Raw genomic sequence first — 18,892 nt, forward strand, 5'->3', positions numbered from 1 at the left:
ATGATGCACCCAACTGTTTGCAGAAGCAAGGTCGAGGAGGAGGTCGTGGAGATGCTCGCCGATGTTGTGACGGTGCTGGACCCCCGTGCCGAGGACCTCGAGGAGTCCCGCGGGAACGGCCCAGATCTGGGTCTGCTCGCCGGCAAGACCGTGGGACTGAAGACCGACGAGTTCTGGTTCGCGTGGGACTACGTCGCGGAGGAGTGGGCAGCACTGCTCGAGGCTGATGGCGCCAAGACGGTCATCTGGCGAGAACCGATGCCCCAGGGGGTCGCGACGCCACTCTCAGTCGCCGACTTCGATCAGTTCGCGACGGCCGTCGACGCGATTGTGACCGGCCTGGCCAACTGCGGGTCGTGTACGTTCGTCGCGGTCCGTGCCGGGATGGCCGCGCTCGAGCGTGAATTCCCCACCGTCTTTGTCGCCACCGAGCATTTCGAACGCCTCGCGCGCGTCCTCACAGCGGAAGCGGGCTGGACAGACATCCGCATGGCGGTCCTGCCCTACCCGCTCGAGGGGCTGCCCGAAGCACGCATCCGCCAGATCGCGCGCCAGGCCTATCCCTCCCTGCTCAGCAGCCTCGGAGCGATACGGTGAGCGCGCTGGCGAGCCGGCGACTCGAGGTCGACGCCGACCCTCGGCAGATGAGCGCCGACGCGCTGGCGGAGGGTTGGGGGGACGGCCTGCCGCTCATTCCCCCAACCGAGGATCTCGTCGCGGAGTTCATCGCCCACAGCGGCCGCCGCGCCGACGCCAGCCTCGGACGGATTCCACCTTCCCGCGCTCAGTGCACGGTAGAGAAGGTCGCGATCAACGCGGTGATGGCCGGAGCGCCCGTGGAGTCGATGGCGTTGATCTGCTCATCCTTGGCGGCGATGATCGATTCCCCGCTCTGGCTCGACGGGATCAACGCGACCACCGCCGCGGTGATCCCCGCGGTCATCGTCAACGGACCCATCCGCGATCGCCTGCAGATCCCGTACGCGTACTCGGCCCTCGGCGGCATGGCGTCCCCCGCGCCCGCCATCGGCCGTGCGATGCGGTTGGTGATGCGCAACGTTGCCGGCCAGGTGGCCGGGCGCACGAGCGAGTCCGTCTTTGGACAACCCGCACGGGTGATAGGCATCGTGGCCGGCGAATGGGAAGAACGCTCACCTTGGGCGCCGCTGGCCGAGCGACGAGGAGTCGCCGGCGACGCCGTCACCGTCTACGGGACGGTTGGCACCTGCAACATCGTGGACTCCGAGGGCGCCACCGGCGTCGAGCTGCTCGAGGTGATCGGGCGCTCACTCGCCTACATGGGCAATAACGGCTTTGTCGGAGGCACGGTGTTCGCCGACCAGATGGTCGCGATCAACCCCGTATGGGCCAACGAGATCATCGCCCGGGACATACCGAACTTCGAGGACGTGAGCGAGCTGCTCTGGCGCTTTGCCCGGCGGCCGCTCAGCGACTTCCCCGAGCCCTGTCGTCCGGGGCTGGAACGTCGTGGGCGGATCGACGCCGACGGGCAGGCCTACCTCGTGGAATCGCCCGAGGACATCCACATCTTCGTGTGCGGGGGCCTTGGAAGTCTGCACGCGACGATGCTGCCCGGTTTCTCGAACTCCCAGGCGGTCACGCGGGCGGTGACCGCGTGAGTACGTCGCCGAACCTGACCTCGGAGCTGGAACCGCTGCGCGCGATGCTGGCAGCAGACGGCTACGCGCTCGTCGCAGACCTCTCAGCGGACGGACACACAATCCTGCTTGAGGTCACCGCTACCCCCGATGCCTGCGCGGCGTGCCTGGCCCCCGCTGGAGTGATCGCCGCCGTGGCGCGCAGCTGCCTTTCCGAGCACTCCTCACTGGCTGAGCACGAGATCAATGTCCACCTTCCCGCACACAGTTGACGGCCCATCGAGCCGGTGATTGATTCATCCGAGCCGACGGCTGTCGGAAGGAAAGATGACGCCGGGACTCAGCCCAGCGGCTGCTCGCGTGCCCCCTCCACAAGCAGGTCGCCGCCGGTAGGCGCTCCGGCGACCAAATCGCTCGTGTTCGTACTGATGGCGGTGACCATGGTCGTGGGAATCGTCAGCAGCCTGGGTGCTCCGCTGCTGCCCCAAATCGCTCGGACGATGGCGATATCGCTCGACAGTGCGCAGTGGTCCCTGACCGTCGCGCTCCTGGCGGGCGCCGTGTCGGCACCCACCCTCGGCCGTCTTGGCGATGGTCGCTACCGCCGTGAGGCGATCGTCGGCGAGCTGCTGATCGTGTGTGTCGGCAGCGTCATCGCGGGCTTTGCCACATCACTGCCCGTTCTCATCGTCGGGCGGACCCTGCAGGGCACCGGCCTTGGGCTCGCCCCGGTCGCAATGGCTGCCGCCCGGGCCCATCTGCCCGCTGCACGCTCACGCGACGTCATTGCGACCTTGTCCGTGATGGCAGCTGCCGGCGTCGGGGCCGGGTATCCGATCAGCGGCCTGATCGCGGACGACGTCAGCCTGCACGCCGCGTTCTTCTTCGGTGGCGTCCTGAGCGGTGCCGTGGCCATTGCAGCGATCTTGACGGTGCCATCGAACCGCCACAGCGAGCCGATCCCGCTTGATGTGCGCGGGGTCATCACGGTCGCGACCGGGTTGACCGCGTTGCTGATTGGCATCGCCCAAGGGCAGAGCTGGGGCTGGTCGTCCACGCGCACGCTGAGCGCTCTGGCTGTCGCTGTCGTGGTGCTCGGAATATGGGTCTTCACCCAGCTCCATCGCGACCAGCCGCTCGTGGACCTCAGGCAGTTCCGTCACCACGCTGTGCTCAGCGCCAACGCCGCCGCGCTCACCCTAGGGGTGACGCTCTACATGTACTTCACCATCATCACCGAGTTCATCCAGGCGCCCGCGAGTGCCGGCTACGGCTTTGGCGCATCAACGCTGGTTGCGGGGCTCGTCCTCGTTCCGTTCTCGATCATCAGCCTCCTGGCCAGCCGGTTCACTAGCCGGGTGACCGTACGTTTCGGCGCGAGCTGGGTCTTGTTCGTCGGGGCGATACTGACGGCCGCTTCAGGGGCGTTCTTCGCCCTCGCTCACGGTGCGCTCTGGGAGGCCTTCGTTGCGACGGCGATCCTCGGTGTCGCCTACGGGTTCAGCTTTGCTGCGATTCCCGGGATCGTCACCCAGGCGGTCCCAGAACGCGACACCGGCAGCGCAATGGGGCTCTATCAGGTCATCCGGTCAATCGGGTTCTCGGTCGGCAGCGCCCTGACGGCGTCAATTCTCGCGGGTTACATCGCCTCACCGGGTCATCTGCCGACGCGCCACGGTTACATTGTGGCGCTCTGGATCGGAAGCTCGGTCGCCGTGGCTGCATCGATCATCACCTCGTTGCTGGGCCGCCGGCCACCGGCCGTTGCCGGCGCGTGATCCCCTGATGCGCGTACTCAGGTCCCCTCCGGGGAGGCCGGTTGAGCGCGGCCAGGCTCGTGGGGGTCGAGGGTGAGGAGGCGGACGAGTTTGCCGGTGCCTAGTGCCCGCTCCTGCGGAGAGGGATCGCCAGTGAGGCGGAGAATGGTCATCTCCGATGGCGGAGCGTCGAGCTTCCGCGGACCAGTATGCGGTGCGGTTCAAGCGGCCGGTGGCGTTGCTCGGGGTGCGCCGGCCGGCGGTCGCGGTTCGAGCGCTCGGCGGTCGAGCACGGGTTGTCGAAGCCTCAGGCGCGCCGGTATGTGCAGGCGGCGCGCCGCTGCCCGGCGGGTATGCAGGTGCCCGAGCGTGCCGTGGTGTTCACGGTTCGGCTGCCGGAGTCGCTGATCGTCCGGGTGCGCAGCGCGGCGTCGGCCCGCTGGTGGGGGGGCGCACCGGAACGAAGTTGAGCGATGAGCAACGGCAAGGAGAACGGTCGCAGGGCGCCGTTGACCGACCCGGCACTCAATCCCGCGACGCAGGACCGCCAGCCGGCGAGTTCTTCACTGCGTTCACATAGTTAAGCGCTCAAATGGCTACAAAACTGCGGGAACTCCACTGTGCCGGGGACGGCCACCAATGGGCGTCCATATCGCGATCCGTTGCCGCCTTTCCGCCTTTCCGTCGGTGAGGAGGGATTCAAGACCCGAGCTGTTCAGCGGACTCGGCCGCTGCCCACCTCCCGTCGACCGATGCATAGTCATTAGCAAGCTCGACCAGCACGCCGTGAGAGCGCTCGGGATGCACGAACGTCCATCTCTGGAAAGGCATGTCTGGGTCGTGGCTAATGCCCTGGGGCACGATGTCGACCTCCGCCTGTTTTAGCTGCTCGACGATATTGTCGACATTTGGCGAGGTGAAGCAGATATGGTGAACGTGTTCACCCCGAGACTGCAGGCGCTCCCAGAGCGGCGTCCCCGGAGTCTTTGGCTGCATGAACTGGATCTCGCAACCGTCTGAGGGGAACGTCGCAAACGCAAGACGCTCGTTTCCCATGCCGAAGTCCTCGTAGTAGACGAGTTCGTCCTCAAGTTGTTGGGGGTCGACCACGCCCAAGATCGCGCGGTAGTCCTCGATGGCCTGCTTGATGTCATGAACAAGCAGACAAACGTGGGCGAAGCGTCTCTCCATGGTATCTCTCTTTCCCTCGACGGCGACAGGTGCGCCGCTGAGCGGTGGTAGTGCTGATCCGATTCATCGGAGTGCGCGCAAGTCCTCGGTACCCAGACTCTACATCCCAAACCGATCGTTTAGCAACCGCCCGGAAATGAGGCAGGCTGGGTCTCACGGAGACTCTAGAGCCGGCGTCGTGCCGGTGCGTGCGTCGCTCCGCTCCGAACGTGAAGGACTCACAATCTGGCGACGTGGCGATGCCCTGGGCCGCCGCCGGGATGCTCGGCGCCGAAAAGTGGTTCCGACGCGTCAAAGGTCGCGCCGAGCTCGTCGCACTCGCCCTGACTGTGGAGCGCCACCTCAACCATCCCCAACCCAACCCCGTCCCTCCACCAAGACCGCTATGGTCACCCCCTGACACACCATCCCGGAGAGGCCGTCACCGCACAACGACGACCGGGACATCCTCTTCGCGTGAGGGGAGCCCAAAGATGAGACACACCAATTCAATCGAGCCCAAGGCGACTGCTGAGGGCAACGACGCCGTGGCCGATGAGGGACTGTTACGAGGGACAGGCGGAGGATTCGGCCCCCTGTTCAGAAAGTTCCCTTTTGAGCAGCGGACACTCTTTCACGTGCTTCGCCACCAAGCGGAGCAGATTCCCGATAAGCCGTGGCTCATCTTCGACGACACCGACGTTCTGACCTTCCAGGAGGGATATGCGCGTGCCTGCCAGTTCGCCCACGCCATGCGTACCGTCGTCGACGAACCGAATCGAGTCGCGCTGTTGCTGCGCAACCAGGTGGAGTTCTTCCCCGCCTTCATCGGCGCTATCGCCCACGGTAGCGCTGCCGCACCGCTCAATCCTGAACTGCGTGGGGAGATCCTCGAGCGGGGACTGACTAAGCCCTGATCCACTGATTCTGTGGGGTGGTTCTGTCCGGGGTCGTGTGAAGAATGACCTCCTGAGCAGGTTAAAAGCGACCGATTCCGGCGGTCGCGGCCTGCGATCAGGAGGTCACCTTCATGGTGAACGATGCCACGACGGTCGGACTGGACGGCGTCCAGGTCGTTTTTGATGATGAGCGGGCGGTGTCTGACGCCGGGATCGCGCTGGTCAGCACGCTCACGCGGCGCCTTGGGGTCGAGTCACTCGCCGGCCGGCTGATCTCTCTGCGGTCTGACCGTCCGGGGGCGGCGAACGCGGGCCGCAAGGTCATGGCGGTCCTGTTCGCGATGGTCCTCGGCGCGGACTGCATCGATGATTGTCAGGTGCTGCGGGCGGGCCGGACCGGACGGCTGCTCGGCGGGTGGATGCCGGCGCCCTCGACGCTGGGCACGTTCCTGCGCGCGTTCACCTTCGGGCATGTTCGCCAGCTCGACAAGCTGCTCGGCGACACGCTGGCGCGTGCGTGGCGGGCCGGCGCGGGCCCCGGCCACGCCCGGCTGGTGATCGACATCGACAGCTTCGTCGGGGAGGTGTGCGGCCCACTGAAACAGGGAGCGGGATACGGGTACACCAAGCTGTTTGGATATCACCCGCTGCTGGCGACCCGGGCCGATACCCGCGAGGCGCTGCACATCCGACTGCGCAAGGGATCAGCGAACACGCAAAAGGGTGTCAAACGGTTCTGTGAGGAACTGATCGCCCGCGTCGAACGCGCCGGTGCGACCGGGCAAAAGCTCGTGCGCGCAGACTCGGGGTTCTGGAACATGAAGGTGTTCGAGCTGCTGGAGGCCAAGGGCTGGCAGTACTCCATCGGGGTGCGCAACATCAAGGCTGTGACCACAGCGATCCATGGGATCGCAGATGGTGACTGGCAGTCGATTGAGTACCCCGACGGCGGTGAAGCCCAGATCGCCGAGACTCTCTACAACAACCGGCGTCTCATCGTGCGCCGCACCCGCCTGACTGACCCTGAGCAGCTCATGCTCTGGCCGGACTGGCGACACTTCTGCTTCATCACCAACCGCACCGACGCGCTCGCCCTGGTCGAGGCCGAACACCGTGACCACGCCGTCGTGGAGCAGGTCATCGCCGACCTCAAAGACCAGGCTCTTCAGCACTTTCCCTCCGGTCACTTCTACGCGAACGCCGCCTGGACCGTGCTCGCCGCACTCGCGCACAACCTGCTCAGATGGACCCAGATCATCGGGCTGCCCAACAGCACCATCCGCGCCGCCCGCACCCTGCGGCGCCGACTGATCCAGATCACCGGACGGCTGACCCGACACGCACGCGGCTGGACCCTGCACCTCCCCGCCCGCTGGCCCTGGCACGGCGACTACCTCGCCGCACTCGCACGGATACGCGCACTCCCAGCCGCCTGACCGGCCGACCGGCCGGTCCCGGCCTCACTGAACTCCCGCCGACCTTCCGCTCACCCCGGGCGCGATCACCGCCGCCCCAAACCGACCCCGAAAACCGCTTTGGACCCGATAGCCGAGAGACCTGGCACCCCGTTCAACCCCGCCAGCACCTCCCATCAAGCAAGAACCGGCCCAGCGACCGCAAAAAAGAACTCTGACCCAGCCCATCGGTGGATCAGGGCTAAGAGCGAAGCCCACATCCTTCTCGTTCGCACAGATCTCCTCCCGCTCCTCTCAGGCCTCCGTTCGCTCGCCACGATCCGCTTGGTCGTCGCCTGTGGTTCGGGGGAGATCCCCGACACCATGCACGGCGTCCGGGTGACCTCCTTCGATCGCTTCATCGAGGATCAGCCGGCAACCCCCCCGGAACGCATGCCATCGCCAGTGGATCCCGGCGCGATCATATTCACCTCGGGCACAACAGGCGGGTCAAAGGCAGCGGTGTCCTCAAACCACTACCTCTACCTCTTTTCGGCCGCGGTCTCGGATTCGTTCGCGCACGCCCCCGAGGACGTATTGACCACCCCATTGCAGGCCTGCCACGTCGCTGGGCTACAGGTGATCGCGAACTCAGCGCTGCAGGTCGGCTGCACCGCGCACATGAAGTCGTTCTTCTCCCCGTCACGGTTCTGGGACGACGTCGCCCGGGACGGCGCGACCTTCTGCATGCTCATGGGACAGATGCCGGCGATCCTGCTCAAGACCGTGGAGAGCGTGCCAACTCACCGGCTCGCTCACATGTACTCCGTGCCCTACCCGGGCCTCGAGTTCGAACAACGCTTCAAGACGACGATAGTTTGGCAGGGCTACGGGCTGACTGAGACGTTCCCACATCTGCCCTCCAAGCGACGCATCGAGAACAAGGCCCCCACCTGTTGCGGCTTCGCACCGGAGTGGTTCGATTACGGCGTCGTTGACCAGAACGATCGACTCGTGGGTCCGGGAGAGCCAGGCGAGCTTGTGTACCGACCGCGACTCCCCCACGCGATGTTCAGTGGGTACTACAAGGACGAAGCCGCCACGAACGCCGCGCTCCGGAATTTCATGTTCCACACAGGCGACATTGGCTTTTACGACGAAGAGGGCGCTGTCCACTACCTCCGTCGCATGACAGACACGATCCGCCGAGGCGGCGAGAACATCTCAGCTGTCGAGCTTGAGACTGTTGCCGCCAGCCACCCGGCTGTCGTCGAAGCGGCCGCCTATGCCGTGCCCTCGGAGTTGGCCGGTCACGAAGTCAAGATCGACGTGACCATTAGCGGCGACCTGGACCTCGCGGAGTTCCACGCCTGGCTGGCCGAGAGACTACCCCGGTACATGATCCCACGGTACCTCGAGGCGCTTGAGGCAATGCCTAAAACTCCCAGCGCCCGCGTGGAAAAGTACAAACTGGCCGCCCGCGGCGTTGACCGGTCCGAGGTTATGGAGTTCGAGCCTCCGCGGCGCAAACCCCGCGAGCCCGAATGACCACCGGCTCGCGCGGCGAGCTGCCTGAGGGAAGACGGGGTTTCGGCAGCGGAGAGCGCCGCGGGCGTTTCTTTCACCTTCCTTTCGGTAGGCTAATAAATGATCGATCGCAACAAGAGGGAAGAGGAACCCGATGGATGCCGAGCGTGACGACGAACTCCGTCGGTTTAAGAGCACCGCTCGTAAGTGGGTTACCCGAGAAGCGCCGAAGGACTATGCGCGTGAACTCGAGGGCAAGGAACACGAGTTTCCCGAGGGCCTGTGGGACAGGATGTCTGCCGCGGGGTGGCACGGCGTGGGGATCGATGAGCAATACGGCGGTCAGGGCGGTGACGTCCGCGACCAGACGATCCTCGCTCGCGAGCTATCACGAACCCTCGCCGGCCTTTCGTGGGTCTGGGGCCTGACCTCCTTCGCTGGCTCAAAGTCCGTGGGCATCTACGGCACCCCAGAGCAGAAAGAGCGGTTCTTACCGAAGATCGCCGCAGGGGAACTGCGCTTCTCGATAGGCTTCACCGAACCGACGGGCGGCACCGACCTGCTCGGCGCCATGAACACGTTCGCAACCCAAATCGACGGCGGGTGGGTGATCAACGGCGACAAGACGTGGTCGACAGGCGCGTCGACGTCGGATTACATCCTGCTCCTCGCTCGAACGGACCGCAGCGCCAGCAAACGCCACCTTGGTGTGACGCTGTTCCTGCTTCCGCGCAAGAGCGAGGGCGTCAAGGTTACCCCGCTGCCCAAGCTTGGGCTCCGCTGCCTGAGCTCGTGCCAGATCAGCCTCAAGGACGCGTTCGTGCCGGACGACCTCGTCCTCGGCGAGCCCGGCCAGGCGTGGCACATGCTGCTGCCGACGCTCAACAACGAGCGCATTCTCCTAGCGGCGTTCTGTCTAGGGATCATCGACGGGGTCCTCGAGGACGCGCTCGCGTACATGCAGCAACGCGAGGCCTTCGGTCGCCCCATCGGATCTTTCCAGGCCCTCCAGCACTACGTCGCCGAAATCGCGATGATGCAGTACCAAATAGATCTCGTCCTCAACGACGTATCCACGCGGTTGAGTCAGGGCGAGAAGTGCTTCCGCGAGACGACTATGGCTAAGGTCATCGCCTCCGACGCGGCGGTGAAGTCCGCTGACATGGGCATCTCGATCCTCGGCGGCATGGGCTACTCGGCCGAGACCGACATGCAGCGGTACTGGCGCGACGCACGCCTCTGGCAGATCGGGCCGGTCACCAACGAGATGGGACGCAACATCATCGCTGAGCAACTTGGACTGCCCCGCTCCTTCTGATGAATATCCCGCCCACCGATCAGCTCGTTGGCACCGAGCTTCCCAGCGGGGAATTTCGCATCAGGACAGAGGAGAACGATCGCTTCGTCGCGGCGGTCCACGCTGACCCACTGCCCGACGGCTTCGCGCATCCGGTGTACGTCTACGCGGCAACGCAGCGAGGTATCGGCATTAGCCTGGGCGGCATCTTCGCCCAGATCGGCTTCACGATGGAGGAAGGGCCCATGCTTGGCGCCTGCACGATCACAATCTCACAACCGTTGCGGGTCGAGATCATCTACCACGTGAGCGGGAAGGTCGTCGGCCTTGAGCACAAGGTCGGCGCCAGCACCGGGCCCTTTGATCTGATGACCGTCCAAGAGCAGCTCACCGCGCCGGACGGCACTCCGACAGCGGAGATCACCAACGTATACGTACTCCCACGACGATGCTAAGCCTGGATCCACCGTTGGGTCGGGGTTGGGAGCGAAGATCGGGCTCAATTGGCCTGGCCCGGCGGCCGGTCACCGGCGGATGAGCCGATCACGGAAATCCCCCAGCTCTGATAGCCCACTGATGGCGGGTCTAAGCCCTGATCCACTGATTCTGTGGGGTGGTTCTGTCCGGGGTCGTGTGAAGAATGACCTCCTGAGCAGGTTAAAAGCGACCGATTCCGGCGGTCGCGGCCTGCGATCAGGAGGTCACCTTCATGGTGAACGATGCCACGACGGTCGGACTGGACGGCGTCCAGGTCGTTTTTGATGATGAGCGGGCGGTGTCTGACGCCGGGATCGCGCTGGTCAGCACGCTCACGCGGCGCCTTGGGGTCGAGTCACTCGCCGGCCGGCTGATCTCTCTGCGGTCTGACCGTCCGGGGGCGGCGAACGCGGGCCGCAAGGTCATGGCGGTCCTGTTCGCGATGGTCCTCGGCGCGGACTGCATCGATGATTGTCAGGTGCTGCGGGCGGGCCGGACCGGACGGCTGCTCGGCGGGTGGATGCCGGCGCCCTCGACGCTGGGCACGTTCCTGCGCGCGTTCACCTTCGGGCATGTTCGCCAGCTCGACAAGCTGCTCGGCGACACGCTGGCGCGTGCGTGGCGGGCCGGCGCGGGCCCCGGCCACGCCCGGCTGGTGATCGACATCGACAGCTTCGTCGGGGAGGTGTGCGGCCCACTGAAACAGGGAGCGGGATACGGGTACACCAAGCTGTTTGGATATCACCCGCTGCTGGCGACCCGGGCCGATACCCGCGAGGCGCTGCACATCCGACTGCGCAAGGGATCAGCGAACACGCAAAAGGGTGTCAAACGGTTCTGTGAGGAACTGATCGCCCGCGTCGAACGCGCCGGTGCGACCGGGCAAAAGCTCGTGCGCGCAGACTCGGGGTTCTGGAACATGAAGGTGTTCGAGCTGCTGGAGGCCAAGGGCTGGCAGTACTCCATCGGGGTGCGCAACATCAAGGCTGTGACCACAGCGATCCATGGGATCGCAGATGGTGACTGGCAGTCGATTGAGTACCCCGACGGCGGTGAAGCCCAGATCGCCGAGACTCTCTACAACAACCGGCGTCTCATCGTGCGCCGCACCCGCCTGACTGACCCTGAGCAGCTCATGCTCTGGCCGGACTGGCGACACTTCTGCTTCATCACCAACCGCACCGACGCGCTCGCCCTGGTCGAGGCCGAACACCGTGACCACGCCGTCGTGGAGCAGGTCATCGCCGACCTCAAAGACCAGGCTCTTCAGCACTTTCCCTCCGGTCACTTCTACGCGAACGCCGCCTGGACCGTGCTCGCCGCACTCGCGCACAACCTGCTCAGATGGACCCAGATCATCGGGCTGCCCAACAGCACCATCCGCGCCGCCCGCACCCTGCGGCGCCGACTGATCCAGATCACCGGACGGCTGACCCGACACGCACGCGGCTGGACCCTGCACCTCCCCGCCCGCTGGCCCTGGCACGGCGACTACCTCGCCGCACTCGCACGGATACGCGCACTCCCAGCCGCCTGACCGGCCGACCGGCCGGTCCCGGCCTCACTGAACTCCCGCCGACCTTCCGCTCACCCCGGGCGCGATCACCGCCGCCCCAAACCGACCCCGAAAACCGCTTTGGACCCGATAGCCGAGAGACCTGGCACCCCGTTCAACCCCGCCAGCACCTCCCATCAAGCAAGAACCGGCCCAGCGACCGCAAAAAAGAACTCTGACCCAGCCCATCGGTGGATCAGGGCTAAATGCAGTCGACATGGAGACCGTCAAAACACCCGTGGCGGCATGATCGGTCCTGGTGCCACACTGGGACCCTGGGCCCTTGATCACGTCGGCGCCGCCGACATGCGGACGCTGGCAGAGGTCTTCGAGGACCCCAACCCAATCCATCTGGACCGCGCAGCGGTAGGTGCGCTCGGGATGGGGGATGCCCTGATCAACCAAGGTCCCGCAAACATCGCGTACATCTACAACATGCTCCGGTACACACTTCCGGACGCAACCGTCGAACAGCTGTCGGTGCGTCTGCTGGCAAACGTGCGAGAGGGGGATCGGGTCATCGCCGGCGGAGAGGTTCTCACTGAGCGACGTGAGGGAGGTCGGTCGTGGCTCAGCTGTCGGGTCTGGCTCGACGTAGCCAATAGAGCTCGGGCCATCGACGGGACAGCCGAGCTCCTGCTCCCTGCCTGATCCAACGCGGTGGCTCTGCAGGTCGACACGTGCTCGTAGGCCGCCACTCGGCCGTCGGAATGAAATGTGGAACCGGAACGGGAGGCGACCGCACACCCTCACCTCCACGCTGAGATTCGCCTCTCCTCGCAGCGCCCGCTCAACGAGCGCGTCACCGCATCGTGCCGTGGCAAACGTTGCCCGGATCTTGGCGCTGGGGCGATCCTCACTCATCCAAGGCGCCCGTTGAATCGGTGGCGCGATATCGGGGGACGGCATCACGGGTTCGGCGCGGACGTGAGCTGCCGTTGGACGATGGCAGCGGCAGAGGCGGGATCCAATGTGCGGGCGGCGACCCGGTCCAAAACCTGTCGAGCGACCGGGTCGTTCGCGGCTATCGTCTCAAGGTCATTGCGGAGCCGGCGAACCGCGATCGCAACCACGGCAGTGGTCAGATTGTGCCGCCTCCGGTCCCGCAAAGTGCCCGCTGCGTCAAGGTGGGCCCGGTGCTCCGCGATCGTGTCGAGCAGCATCGCAACGCCGACGCCGCTGGCGGCTTGGGTGAGGAGGACCGGGACCTGCCAGCCCTGCCTGGATCGGAGAGCGAGGACGCCCTTGATCTCTCTCACCATCGTTTGGGTCAGCGGGTGGTCCGCCTTGTTGACCACGATGACGTCGGGGATCTCCATCACTCCCGCCTTCAGCGCCTGGACCGAATCTCCAGAGCCTGGCACCAGCACTAGGACTACCGTGTCAGCATGGTGAACGATGTCGACCTCCGCCTGACCGACCCCTACCGTTTCAACGAGCACCGAGTCACAGCCCGACGCATCCATCAGGAGTACAGCCTGCAGTGCCGCCTCCGCCAATCCCCCGAGTGCCCCGCGGTTGGCCATGCTGCGGATGAACACTCCGGGGTCGAGGAAGTGCTCCGTCAGCCGGATCCTGTCCCCGAGCAGCGCCCCGTTCGTGAAAGGGCTCGACGGATCGACACTCAATACCGCGATTGTGCGGTCGCGCTCGCGTTCGAGCTTGGTGACCGCGCCCACCAGCGTCGACTTGCCAACCCCGGGGGGCCCGGTGAATCCCACGATCGCCGCGTTCCCGGTATGCGGATAGACAATCCGTACGATTTCACAGCCCTCGGGCGTGCCGGCCTCCACGAGGGTGATCGCACGGGCCAGCGCAGAGCGGTCGCCCTCAAGGAGACGTCGAGCCAGACCGCTGGCTCGCGTGGACGCTGAGGCTGTCTCCACAGTGTCAGCGGGCAGTGACGGCGTGCTCAATCACACGCTTGAGCTGCCCGACGTTCGGCAGATCGCGCAGATCCCGGGTCAAGGTGGTCAGCTGCGTGGAGAGCTCGGGATCGACGAGATGTTCGAGCAACGTCGCGGCTTTGCGTTCGACGTCCGCCCGAGTCATCGGACAGGCTCGGCTGCCCTTCGGGTCCTCCACCTCCGCTTGGAACGTCTCCCCGCCTTCAGTGCTCACCGTGACTCGGGTGGGGAAGTGGGCGGGATAGATCCGATCCATCACAGCGTCATGCTCAAAGGTGACCAGACCGGCAATGCTCAGCAAATCTGGATCGGCCGGCCGCTTGCCGAGGAAATGCTGCACGGTGACATCTCCGTCGGCAAGCGCCGCGGCAAGGCAGAACTGAAGGCTCATCTGCGCCTCAACCCGGCCGCCGTTGCCGCTGTATTCATAACCGCACTGAAGTAGCACGCTTTCGGCGTTCGCCACGTTGATCTGGGTCACCGCATGAGGTTCGAGACCGTGCCTCTCACGCAGCGCAAGGAGCGCGTCGATCGACGAATGGGCGCTCCCACAGCATGGGTATGGCTTGATCGCGACCGAGTCAAGATCAAACCGGTGGCCAAGATCCCGGGTTAGCTCGCCAAACCGCGGAGCGTCAGAGATCGCGCTAAGCAGACCGCCGTCTGCGGCGTCAAGCGAGAGCAGCGGGCCTTTGAAGCCGCGCTTGCCCAGGCTAGCCGCGAGAATCCCGGCCTCAGCGGCCCGGCCAGCGTGGAAGCATTTTGTCATCGCCCCCTCAGCGCTGAAGGAGAACGTGCCCGCGGCCGTCGACGCGGCCACCCCGAAGGCACGGGCAAGTTGCTCGGCGTCCAACCGAAGTAACCGGCCGGCGGCCGCTGTCGCTCCAAACGGACCGACGAGACCCGTGATATGCCAGCCCCGCGACCGTACCGAGCTACCGCCGGCGGCGATGCTCACCCTCCCCATGACGTCGTAGGCTGCGACCAAGGTCTCAAGGAGCTCGTGACCGGTCATCTTGTCATCGGCGAGGGCCAAGATGACGGGCGCGATCACCGCCCCCACATGGGTTTTGCCCGCGGGGAGGTAGTCGTCGAATTCAAAACCGTGCGCACCCGCCGCATTGATGTTCGCGGCCCCGGCCGGATGCACATCCGCGCCCGACGCCCAGCTGATCGCAGACCCGCGCCGATACCGGGCTCTCACCTCGGAGTCGATCATCTGCACGGCGTCCTGAGTGGCACCGAACAGGCCGTTGGCGATCGCGTCAAGCAGCACAGAGCCGGCTCGCTGAACCGTCTCGTCGGAGAGCTGGTCGGCGTGAATCCCGCTCAACACATGTTGGGCGAGGATCTCGGTCGGAGTGTGGGTATGGGGCGGAGCGATGCTCATACTGGCGACCTCACGTCTTCAGCAGGAACGGGTCACGAGCCGCCCCCGAGGTGTCGATCATGGTGTTCTTGATCCGGGTGTAGCTCTCGATGGCCTCGGTGCCGCGTTCGCGCCCATAACCGCTATGTCCGAACCCACCGAACGGCGCCTGCGTTGCAGTTGCCCGGTAGGTGTTCACCCAGACCATTCCGCAGGCGAGCTCACGTGAGACGCGATGTGCGCGGCTCAGGTCGGAGGTCCAGACCCCTCCGGCCAAACCAAACGGGGTTGCGTTGGCGATCTCGACCGCCTCCGCCTCAGTCGTGAAGCTCTGAATACTGAGGACCGGTCCGAAGATCTCCTCCTGGGCAACCCGCATCTCCGAGCTCACGCCCGTGAGCACGGTCGGCGGGACGAACAGAGGCTCGCCGTCGACGTTGGCCTCAGCTCCACCCAATGCCAGGGTCGCTCCTTCTGACACAGCATCACTGATGGCTTGGCGAATGCGCTCGTATTGCGGCACGGTGGCAATCGGCCCCATCTCCGTGGCTTCGTCCAGCGGGTCACCGAGCTTGATCACAGACGCCCGGTTCAACACACCCTCTGTGACCTCGTCGTAGACGCGCTCGTCGACGAGCAGCCGAGAGCCCGCGACACACGTCTGCCCGGCAGCTGCGAAGATGCCCGCAACGGCGCCGGACACGGCGTTCTCAATCACCGCATCGGCGAAGATGACGTTCGCCGATTTCCCGCCGAGCTCGAGGGCGACCGGGATCAGCGACTCGGCCGCAGCATGGGCGATCGCCCGCCCGACGCCCACGCTCCCCGTGAAGCTGACCATGTTGATCTTCGGATGGCTGACCAGTGCCCTGCCGACGTCGGCAGTCCCCGCCAATACGTTGATCACGCCAGCCGGAAAGCCCGCCTCAGCAACGAGCTGTGCCATCGCCAAGGTGCTCACCGAGGCGAACTCCGAAGGTTTGATGACGGCTGTGTTGCCACACGCCAGCGCCGGCGGCAGCTTGTTCGACAGCAACGAGATGGGAGAGTTCCATGCGGTGAGGAGAGCGACCGCGCCGTGCGGCTCACGCACCGTGTAATTGAGCATGTCGACGTTGTCGAGCTGTTTGGTCTCCCCGTACATCTTGTCCGCGAGCCCGGCGTAGTAGCGGTAGTTGCGTGCGGCGAAGCGGATCTGATTCCGCGTCTCCCGGATGATCTTTCCGTTGTCGAGGGTTTCGATCTCCGCGAGTTCGTCGGCATCCCGCTCAAGCAGCTCGGCCAGCCGAAACATGAGTGCGGCGCGAGTGACCCCGCTGGATCTGCGCCATTGCGATGACGCAGCCTGCGCCGCGTTCACTGCGGCGTCGACCTGGCCGGTGTCGGCGGAGTTGAACTCCGCCCAGGTCCGGCGCGAGTACGGATTCTCGCTGGCGATCGTGGGTCCGTTTCCGTCGACGAATTCGCCGCCGATGTACAGCGAGAAGCGCTTCACACCACACCATCCTTCTTCAGCTCGTCGAGTTTCTCGGGGCTGACGTTGAGTAGCTCGCCGAGGACCTCGCCCGCATCGCCGCCGATGATCGGGGCGCTGCGGTACTCCCACTCGTGGCTGGTCATGCGGATTGGGTTACCGACGAACTTCAGCGTTCCGCCCAGCTTGTTTTCGATCTCGACGGTCATCCCGCGCGCCTGAACCTGGGGGTCGGCCAGCGCTTCGTCAAGCCGGTTGACCGGGGCACAGAGTAGGTCAGACGCCATCAGATCGGTCAACCACTCCCCACTGGTGCGCTCCAGGAAGACGGCGGCGATCAGCTCCATCAGCTCGGACTGGTGGGCGGCCCTCAACCTGGGCTCACTGAAGCGCTCGTCGGTCAGCCACTTAGGCTGGTTCATCACCTCGACCAGGCGACCCCAGCTCTTCTGGTCGTACACCGCGATCACGATGTAGGCGTCATCAGCGCACTTGTACGCGGCATAGGACGGACTGTGTCCGCCCGACCCCTGCGGCCCGGGTATGGCGCCGTCGAGGAAGTAGTACGCCGAGAAGTACGGGACCATCGCGATCTGTCCATCGAGGAGGCCGATATCGATGGCCGCAGACGGTGGCCCGTCCTGCTCTCGGTCTCGCAGCGCCGCCATGATCGCAATGACCATCCACATCCCACCCGCGAGATCGGCCACCGGAAGACCCATGCGGGCGGGCGGCTGCCCCGGATGCCCGGTCATGCTCATGCCGCCCGACAGCGCCTGGGCGATGAGGTCGACCCCCGGCCGATCGCGGTACGGGCCGGTCTGCCCGAACGCACTGAGCTGGGCGTAGATCAGGTTCGGATTGACCGCCTTCAGAGCCTCGTAGTCCAGACCGAGACGATCCATGACACCGGGACGGAAGTTGTTGAAGCAGACGTCAGCCTTGGCCACCAGCCCCAGGAACAGCTCTCGCCCGACATCGGACTTCAGGTTCAGGGTCATGCTCCGCTTGTTGCGATTCAGCGCCAGGTAATGGGCGTCCTGACCCTTGTAGTAGTGGCGGACCATTCCGCCCGGGTCGTACCCGGCGTTGGAGCCAGGAGCTTCGATCTTGATGACGTCGGCGCCCAGGTCGGCCAGCAACATCGTGCAGTAGGGGCCGGCCAAGTGCCATGACAGGTCGAGCACGGTCACGCCCGCCAACGGCCCTCCGCGAGACCTACCGGAGCCTGGACTCTCGCCCGTCTCCCTCCTTGCGTCTGTGCTTTCGTCAAGCATGCAACAGCCTCCTCCGCTCGGATACGGCCTCCTTGAGGGCCACAACGATTCCGCTGACCGGGGACTCGACGTTGAACACCAGGGCAACACCCGCCTGGAGCATCTCCTGTTCGTCATCGGGCGGTATGAGCCCGCCCACGACAACGAGCGGCGGCGTGTCAACCGGCTCGAGCAGGTCAAGGATCGCCTTGGAGAAATGACGGTGCCCACCGGCCAGGCTGCTCAGACCGATGACGTCAGCGTCCTCCTGCAGTGCGGCGGCAACCACCTGCTCAGGCGTCCTGCGCAGACCGAGGTAGATGACTTCGAATCCGGCATTGCGGAGTCCGTGCGCGACCACGTGAACCCCGCGCTCGTGGGCGTCGAGTCCTGCCTTGGCGAGGATCACCCGGCCGCGAGGGCCGCTGAGGCCGTCATGCATCGCCATGCTCCTTGTCGCTCGTGGTGACGAAATCTGTGAGCGCTCGTGCCCGCTCCGCAGACCGCGTCGATTCCAGGCGCAGCCGATCCAAGGGCGCCCAGAACTGCTCCGACCGGTCAGCTGGCTTGGCGAACTCATCGAGGATGTGCTTGTGCGAGCGCGCGAGCGCTGGGCTGGCGGCAACCCAGTTGTCAACTCGATCGTCCACCGAGGCCGCCTCGACCAGCTGATCGATCAGGCCGACTCGCAGCGCCTCAGATGCCTCAAGACGGTGGCCGCACATGAAGAGTCGCTTCGCCACCGACGGGCCGAGGATCGCCTGAAACCGCTCCAGCGAGCGTGGCTCGTAGACGGTGCCCAAGTTCGCTGCGGGCAGCCAGAACGTCGCATCGGCGGTGGCGATGCGGTGATCGCAGGACATGGCAAGGTCGAGTCCGGCCCCGGCGCAGTATCCGCGCACCAAGGCAAGCGTGGGAACCGGGCATGCGATAAGCGCAGCTGTGACGGCAAAGAGGATCTGGGACGGAGGCGGCGTCTCGGACTTTGCGATCTGAAGCGCCCGGATGTCGAACCCTGCGCTGAAGGCCTTCGTTCCAGCCCCCGTGACGGCCAGGAGCCTGAGCGTGGGGTCGGCCGAGGCGGCACGGACAATCTCAAGCAGCTGTCCGAGCTGCTCAGGATGCAGCGCGTTGTGCACCGCCGGCCGATTCAGGGTGACGGTCAGCACCTCACGCGCACGACGTGTGAAC

At 65.4% G+C, this 18,892-nt stretch carries 18 protein-coding genes; 11 read left to right on the forward strand and 7 right to left on the reverse strand.

Translation table 11 applies throughout. From position 1 onward, the window contains the following. Positions 1–51 precede the first annotated feature (51 nt). From M3M55_RS16665 to M3M55_RS16680, 4 genes are all read left to right on the forward strand, one after another. On the forward strand, positions 52–597 hold the full coding sequence (locus tag M3M55_RS16665; RefSeq protein WP_249010631.1) for a hypothetical protein: 546 nt from the start codon (positions 52–54) through the stop codon (positions 595–597). Next, positions 594–1,640: a hypothetical protein gene (locus M3M55_RS16670; RefSeq protein ID WP_249010632.1), complete on the forward strand. Its 1,047-nt coding sequence runs from the start codon at positions 594–596 to the stop codon at positions 1,638–1,640. The genes M3M55_RS16665 and M3M55_RS16670 overlap by 4 nt, the downstream gene beginning before the upstream one ends. Continuing rightward, positions 1,637–1,891: a hypothetical protein gene (locus M3M55_RS16675; RefSeq protein ID WP_249010633.1), complete on the forward strand. Its 255-nt coding sequence runs from the start codon at positions 1,637–1,639 to the stop codon at positions 1,889–1,891. Before M3M55_RS16670 ends, M3M55_RS16675 begins: the two co-directional genes overlap by 4 nt. Positions 1,892–2,035: 144 nt before the next feature. Continuing rightward, the gene (locus M3M55_RS16680) at positions 2,036–3,397 is read left to right on the forward strand and encodes an MFS transporter (RefSeq protein WP_249010634.1); all 1,362 of its coding nucleotides are present in this window, start codon (positions 2,036–2,038) and stop codon (positions 3,395–3,397) included. 678 nt (positions 3,398–4,075) lie between these two features. On the opposite strand, the gene M3M55_RS16685 is transcribed toward M3M55_RS16680, so the two are convergent. Further along, entirely contained in the window at positions 4,076–4,567 is a 492-nt protein-coding gene (locus M3M55_RS16685) for a VOC family protein (RefSeq protein WP_249010635.1), read from the reverse strand. A 473-nt stretch (positions 4,568–5,040) separates the two neighbouring features. On the opposite strand from M3M55_RS16685, the gene M3M55_RS16690 reads away from it, so the two are divergent. From M3M55_RS16690 to M3M55_RS16720, 7 genes are all read left to right on the forward strand, one after another. Next, positions 5,041–5,463: an AMP-binding protein gene (locus M3M55_RS16690; protein WP_249010636.1), complete on the forward strand. Its 423-nt coding sequence runs from the start codon at positions 5,041–5,043 to the stop codon at positions 5,461–5,463. A gap of 113 nt (positions 5,464–5,576) precedes the next feature. After that, entirely contained in the window at positions 5,577–6,881 is a 1,305-nt protein-coding gene (locus M3M55_RS16695; protein ID WP_249010637.1) for an IS1380 family transposase, read from the forward strand. Between the two features lie 99 nt (positions 6,882–6,980). Continuing rightward, positions 6,981–8,387 (forward strand): AMP-binding protein, encoded by a 1,407-nt coding sequence (locus tag M3M55_RS16700; protein WP_249010638.1) that lies wholly within the window; start codon positions 6,981–6,983, stop codon positions 8,385–8,387. A gap of 133 nt (positions 8,388–8,520) precedes the next feature. After that, positions 8,521–9,684: an acyl-CoA dehydrogenase family protein gene (locus tag M3M55_RS16705; protein WP_249010639.1), complete on the forward strand. Its 1,164-nt coding sequence runs from the start codon at positions 8,521–8,523 to the stop codon at positions 9,682–9,684. Beyond that, positions 9,684–10,118 (forward strand): hypothetical protein, encoded by a 435-nt coding sequence (locus M3M55_RS16710; protein ID WP_249010640.1) that lies wholly within the window; start codon positions 9,684–9,686, stop codon positions 10,116–10,118. Before M3M55_RS16705 ends, M3M55_RS16710 begins: the two co-directional genes overlap by 1 nt. 254 nt (positions 10,119–10,372) lie before the next feature. Continuing rightward, the gene (locus M3M55_RS16715) at positions 10,373–11,677 is read left to right on the forward strand and encodes an IS1380 family transposase (RefSeq protein ID WP_249010637.1); all 1,305 of its coding nucleotides are present in this window, start codon (positions 10,373–10,375) and stop codon (positions 11,675–11,677) included. Between the two features lie 324 nt (positions 11,678–12,001). Continuing rightward, positions 12,002–12,346, forward strand: coding sequence for a MaoC family dehydratase (locus tag M3M55_RS16720; protein ID WP_249010641.1), 345 nt, complete (start codon positions 12,002–12,004; stop codon positions 12,344–12,346). Between the two features lie 257 nt (positions 12,347–12,603). Here M3M55_RS16720 and meaB read toward each other — a convergent pair whose 3' ends face one another. The 6 genes from meaB to M3M55_RS16750 form a co-directional block, all read right to left on the reverse strand. Next, the gene (meaB, locus tag M3M55_RS16725; protein ID WP_256469021.1) at positions 12,604–13,581 is read right to left on the reverse strand and encodes a methylmalonyl Co-A mutase-associated GTPase MeaB; all 978 of its coding nucleotides are present in this window, start codon (positions 13,579–13,581) and stop codon (positions 12,604–12,606) included. 4 nt (positions 13,582–13,585) lie between these two features. Further along, positions 13,586–14,992, reverse strand: a complete 1,407-nt coding sequence (locus M3M55_RS16730; protein WP_256469022.1) for an MmgE/PrpD family protein — start codon at positions 14,990–14,992, stop codon at positions 13,586–13,588. Between the two features lie 10 nt (positions 14,993–15,002). Next, on the reverse strand, positions 15,003–16,466 hold the full coding sequence (locus M3M55_RS16735; protein WP_249010644.1) for an aldehyde dehydrogenase: 1,464 nt from the start codon (positions 16,464–16,466) through the stop codon (positions 15,003–15,005). Next, on the reverse strand, positions 16,463–17,638 hold the full coding sequence (locus M3M55_RS16740) for a CaiB/BaiF CoA-transferase family protein (RefSeq protein ID WP_249010645.1): 1,176 nt from the start codon (positions 17,636–17,638) through the stop codon (positions 16,463–16,465). Before M3M55_RS16740 ends, M3M55_RS16735 begins: the two co-directional genes overlap by 4 nt. A 76-nt stretch (positions 17,639–17,714) precedes the next feature. Continuing rightward, positions 17,715–18,143 carry a cobalamin B12-binding domain-containing protein gene (locus M3M55_RS16745; RefSeq protein ID WP_249010646.1) on the reverse strand — a complete coding sequence of 143 codons (429 nt, stop codon included), beginning with the start codon at positions 18,141–18,143 and terminating at the stop codon, positions 17,715–17,717. Further along, a complete protein-coding gene (locus tag M3M55_RS16750) occupies positions 18,136–18,870 on the reverse strand; it encodes an enoyl-CoA hydratase/isomerase family protein (RefSeq protein ID WP_249010647.1) in 735 nt (244 codons plus the stop codon). Before M3M55_RS16750 ends, M3M55_RS16745 begins: the two co-directional genes overlap by 8 nt. Between the last annotated feature and the right edge of the window lie 22 nt (positions 18,871–18,892).

This window comes from Conexibacter sp. DBS9H8 (assembly GCF_023330685.1).
Classification (GTDB): Bacteria; Actinomycetota; Thermoleophilia; order Solirubrobacterales; family Solirubrobacteraceae; genus Palsa-465.

Excerpts from the sequence above, each read along its gene's own strand:
- M3M55_RS16730 (WP_256469022.1), bottom strand. The coding sequence starts at position 14,992 with ATGAGCATCGCTCCGCCCCATACCCACACTCCGACCGAGATCCTCGCC.
- M3M55_RS16710 (WP_249010640.1), top strand. The coding sequence starts at position 9,684 with ATGAATATCCCGCCCACCGATCAGCTCGTTGGCACCGAGCTTCCCAGC.
- M3M55_RS16720 (WP_249010641.1), top strand. The coding sequence starts at position 12,002 with ATGCGGACGCTGGCAGAGGTCTTCGAGGACCCCAACCCAATCCATCTG.
- M3M55_RS16695 (WP_249010637.1), top strand. The coding sequence starts at position 5,577 with ATGGTGAACGATGCCACGACGGTCGGACTGGACGGCGTCCAGGTCGTT.
- M3M55_RS16705 (WP_249010639.1), top strand. The coding sequence starts at position 8,521 with ATGGATGCCGAGCGTGACGACGAACTCCGTCGGTTTAAGAGCACCGCT.
- M3M55_RS16745 (WP_249010646.1), bottom strand. The coding sequence starts at position 18,143 with ATGCATGACGGCCTCAGCGGCCCTCGCGGCCGGGTGATCCTCGCCAAG.
- M3M55_RS16690 (WP_249010636.1), top strand. The coding sequence starts at position 5,041 with ATGAGACACACCAATTCAATCGAGCCCAAGGCGACTGCTGAGGGCAAC.
- M3M55_RS16715 (WP_249010637.1), top strand. The coding sequence starts at position 10,373 with ATGGTGAACGATGCCACGACGGTCGGACTGGACGGCGTCCAGGTCGTT.
- M3M55_RS16665 (WP_249010631.1), top strand. The coding sequence starts at position 52 with ATGCTCGCCGATGTTGTGACGGTGCTGGACCCCCGTGCCGAGGACCTC.
- M3M55_RS16685 (WP_249010635.1), bottom strand. The coding sequence starts at position 4,567 with ATGGAGAGACGCTTCGCCCACGTTTGTCTGCTTGTTCATGACATCAAG.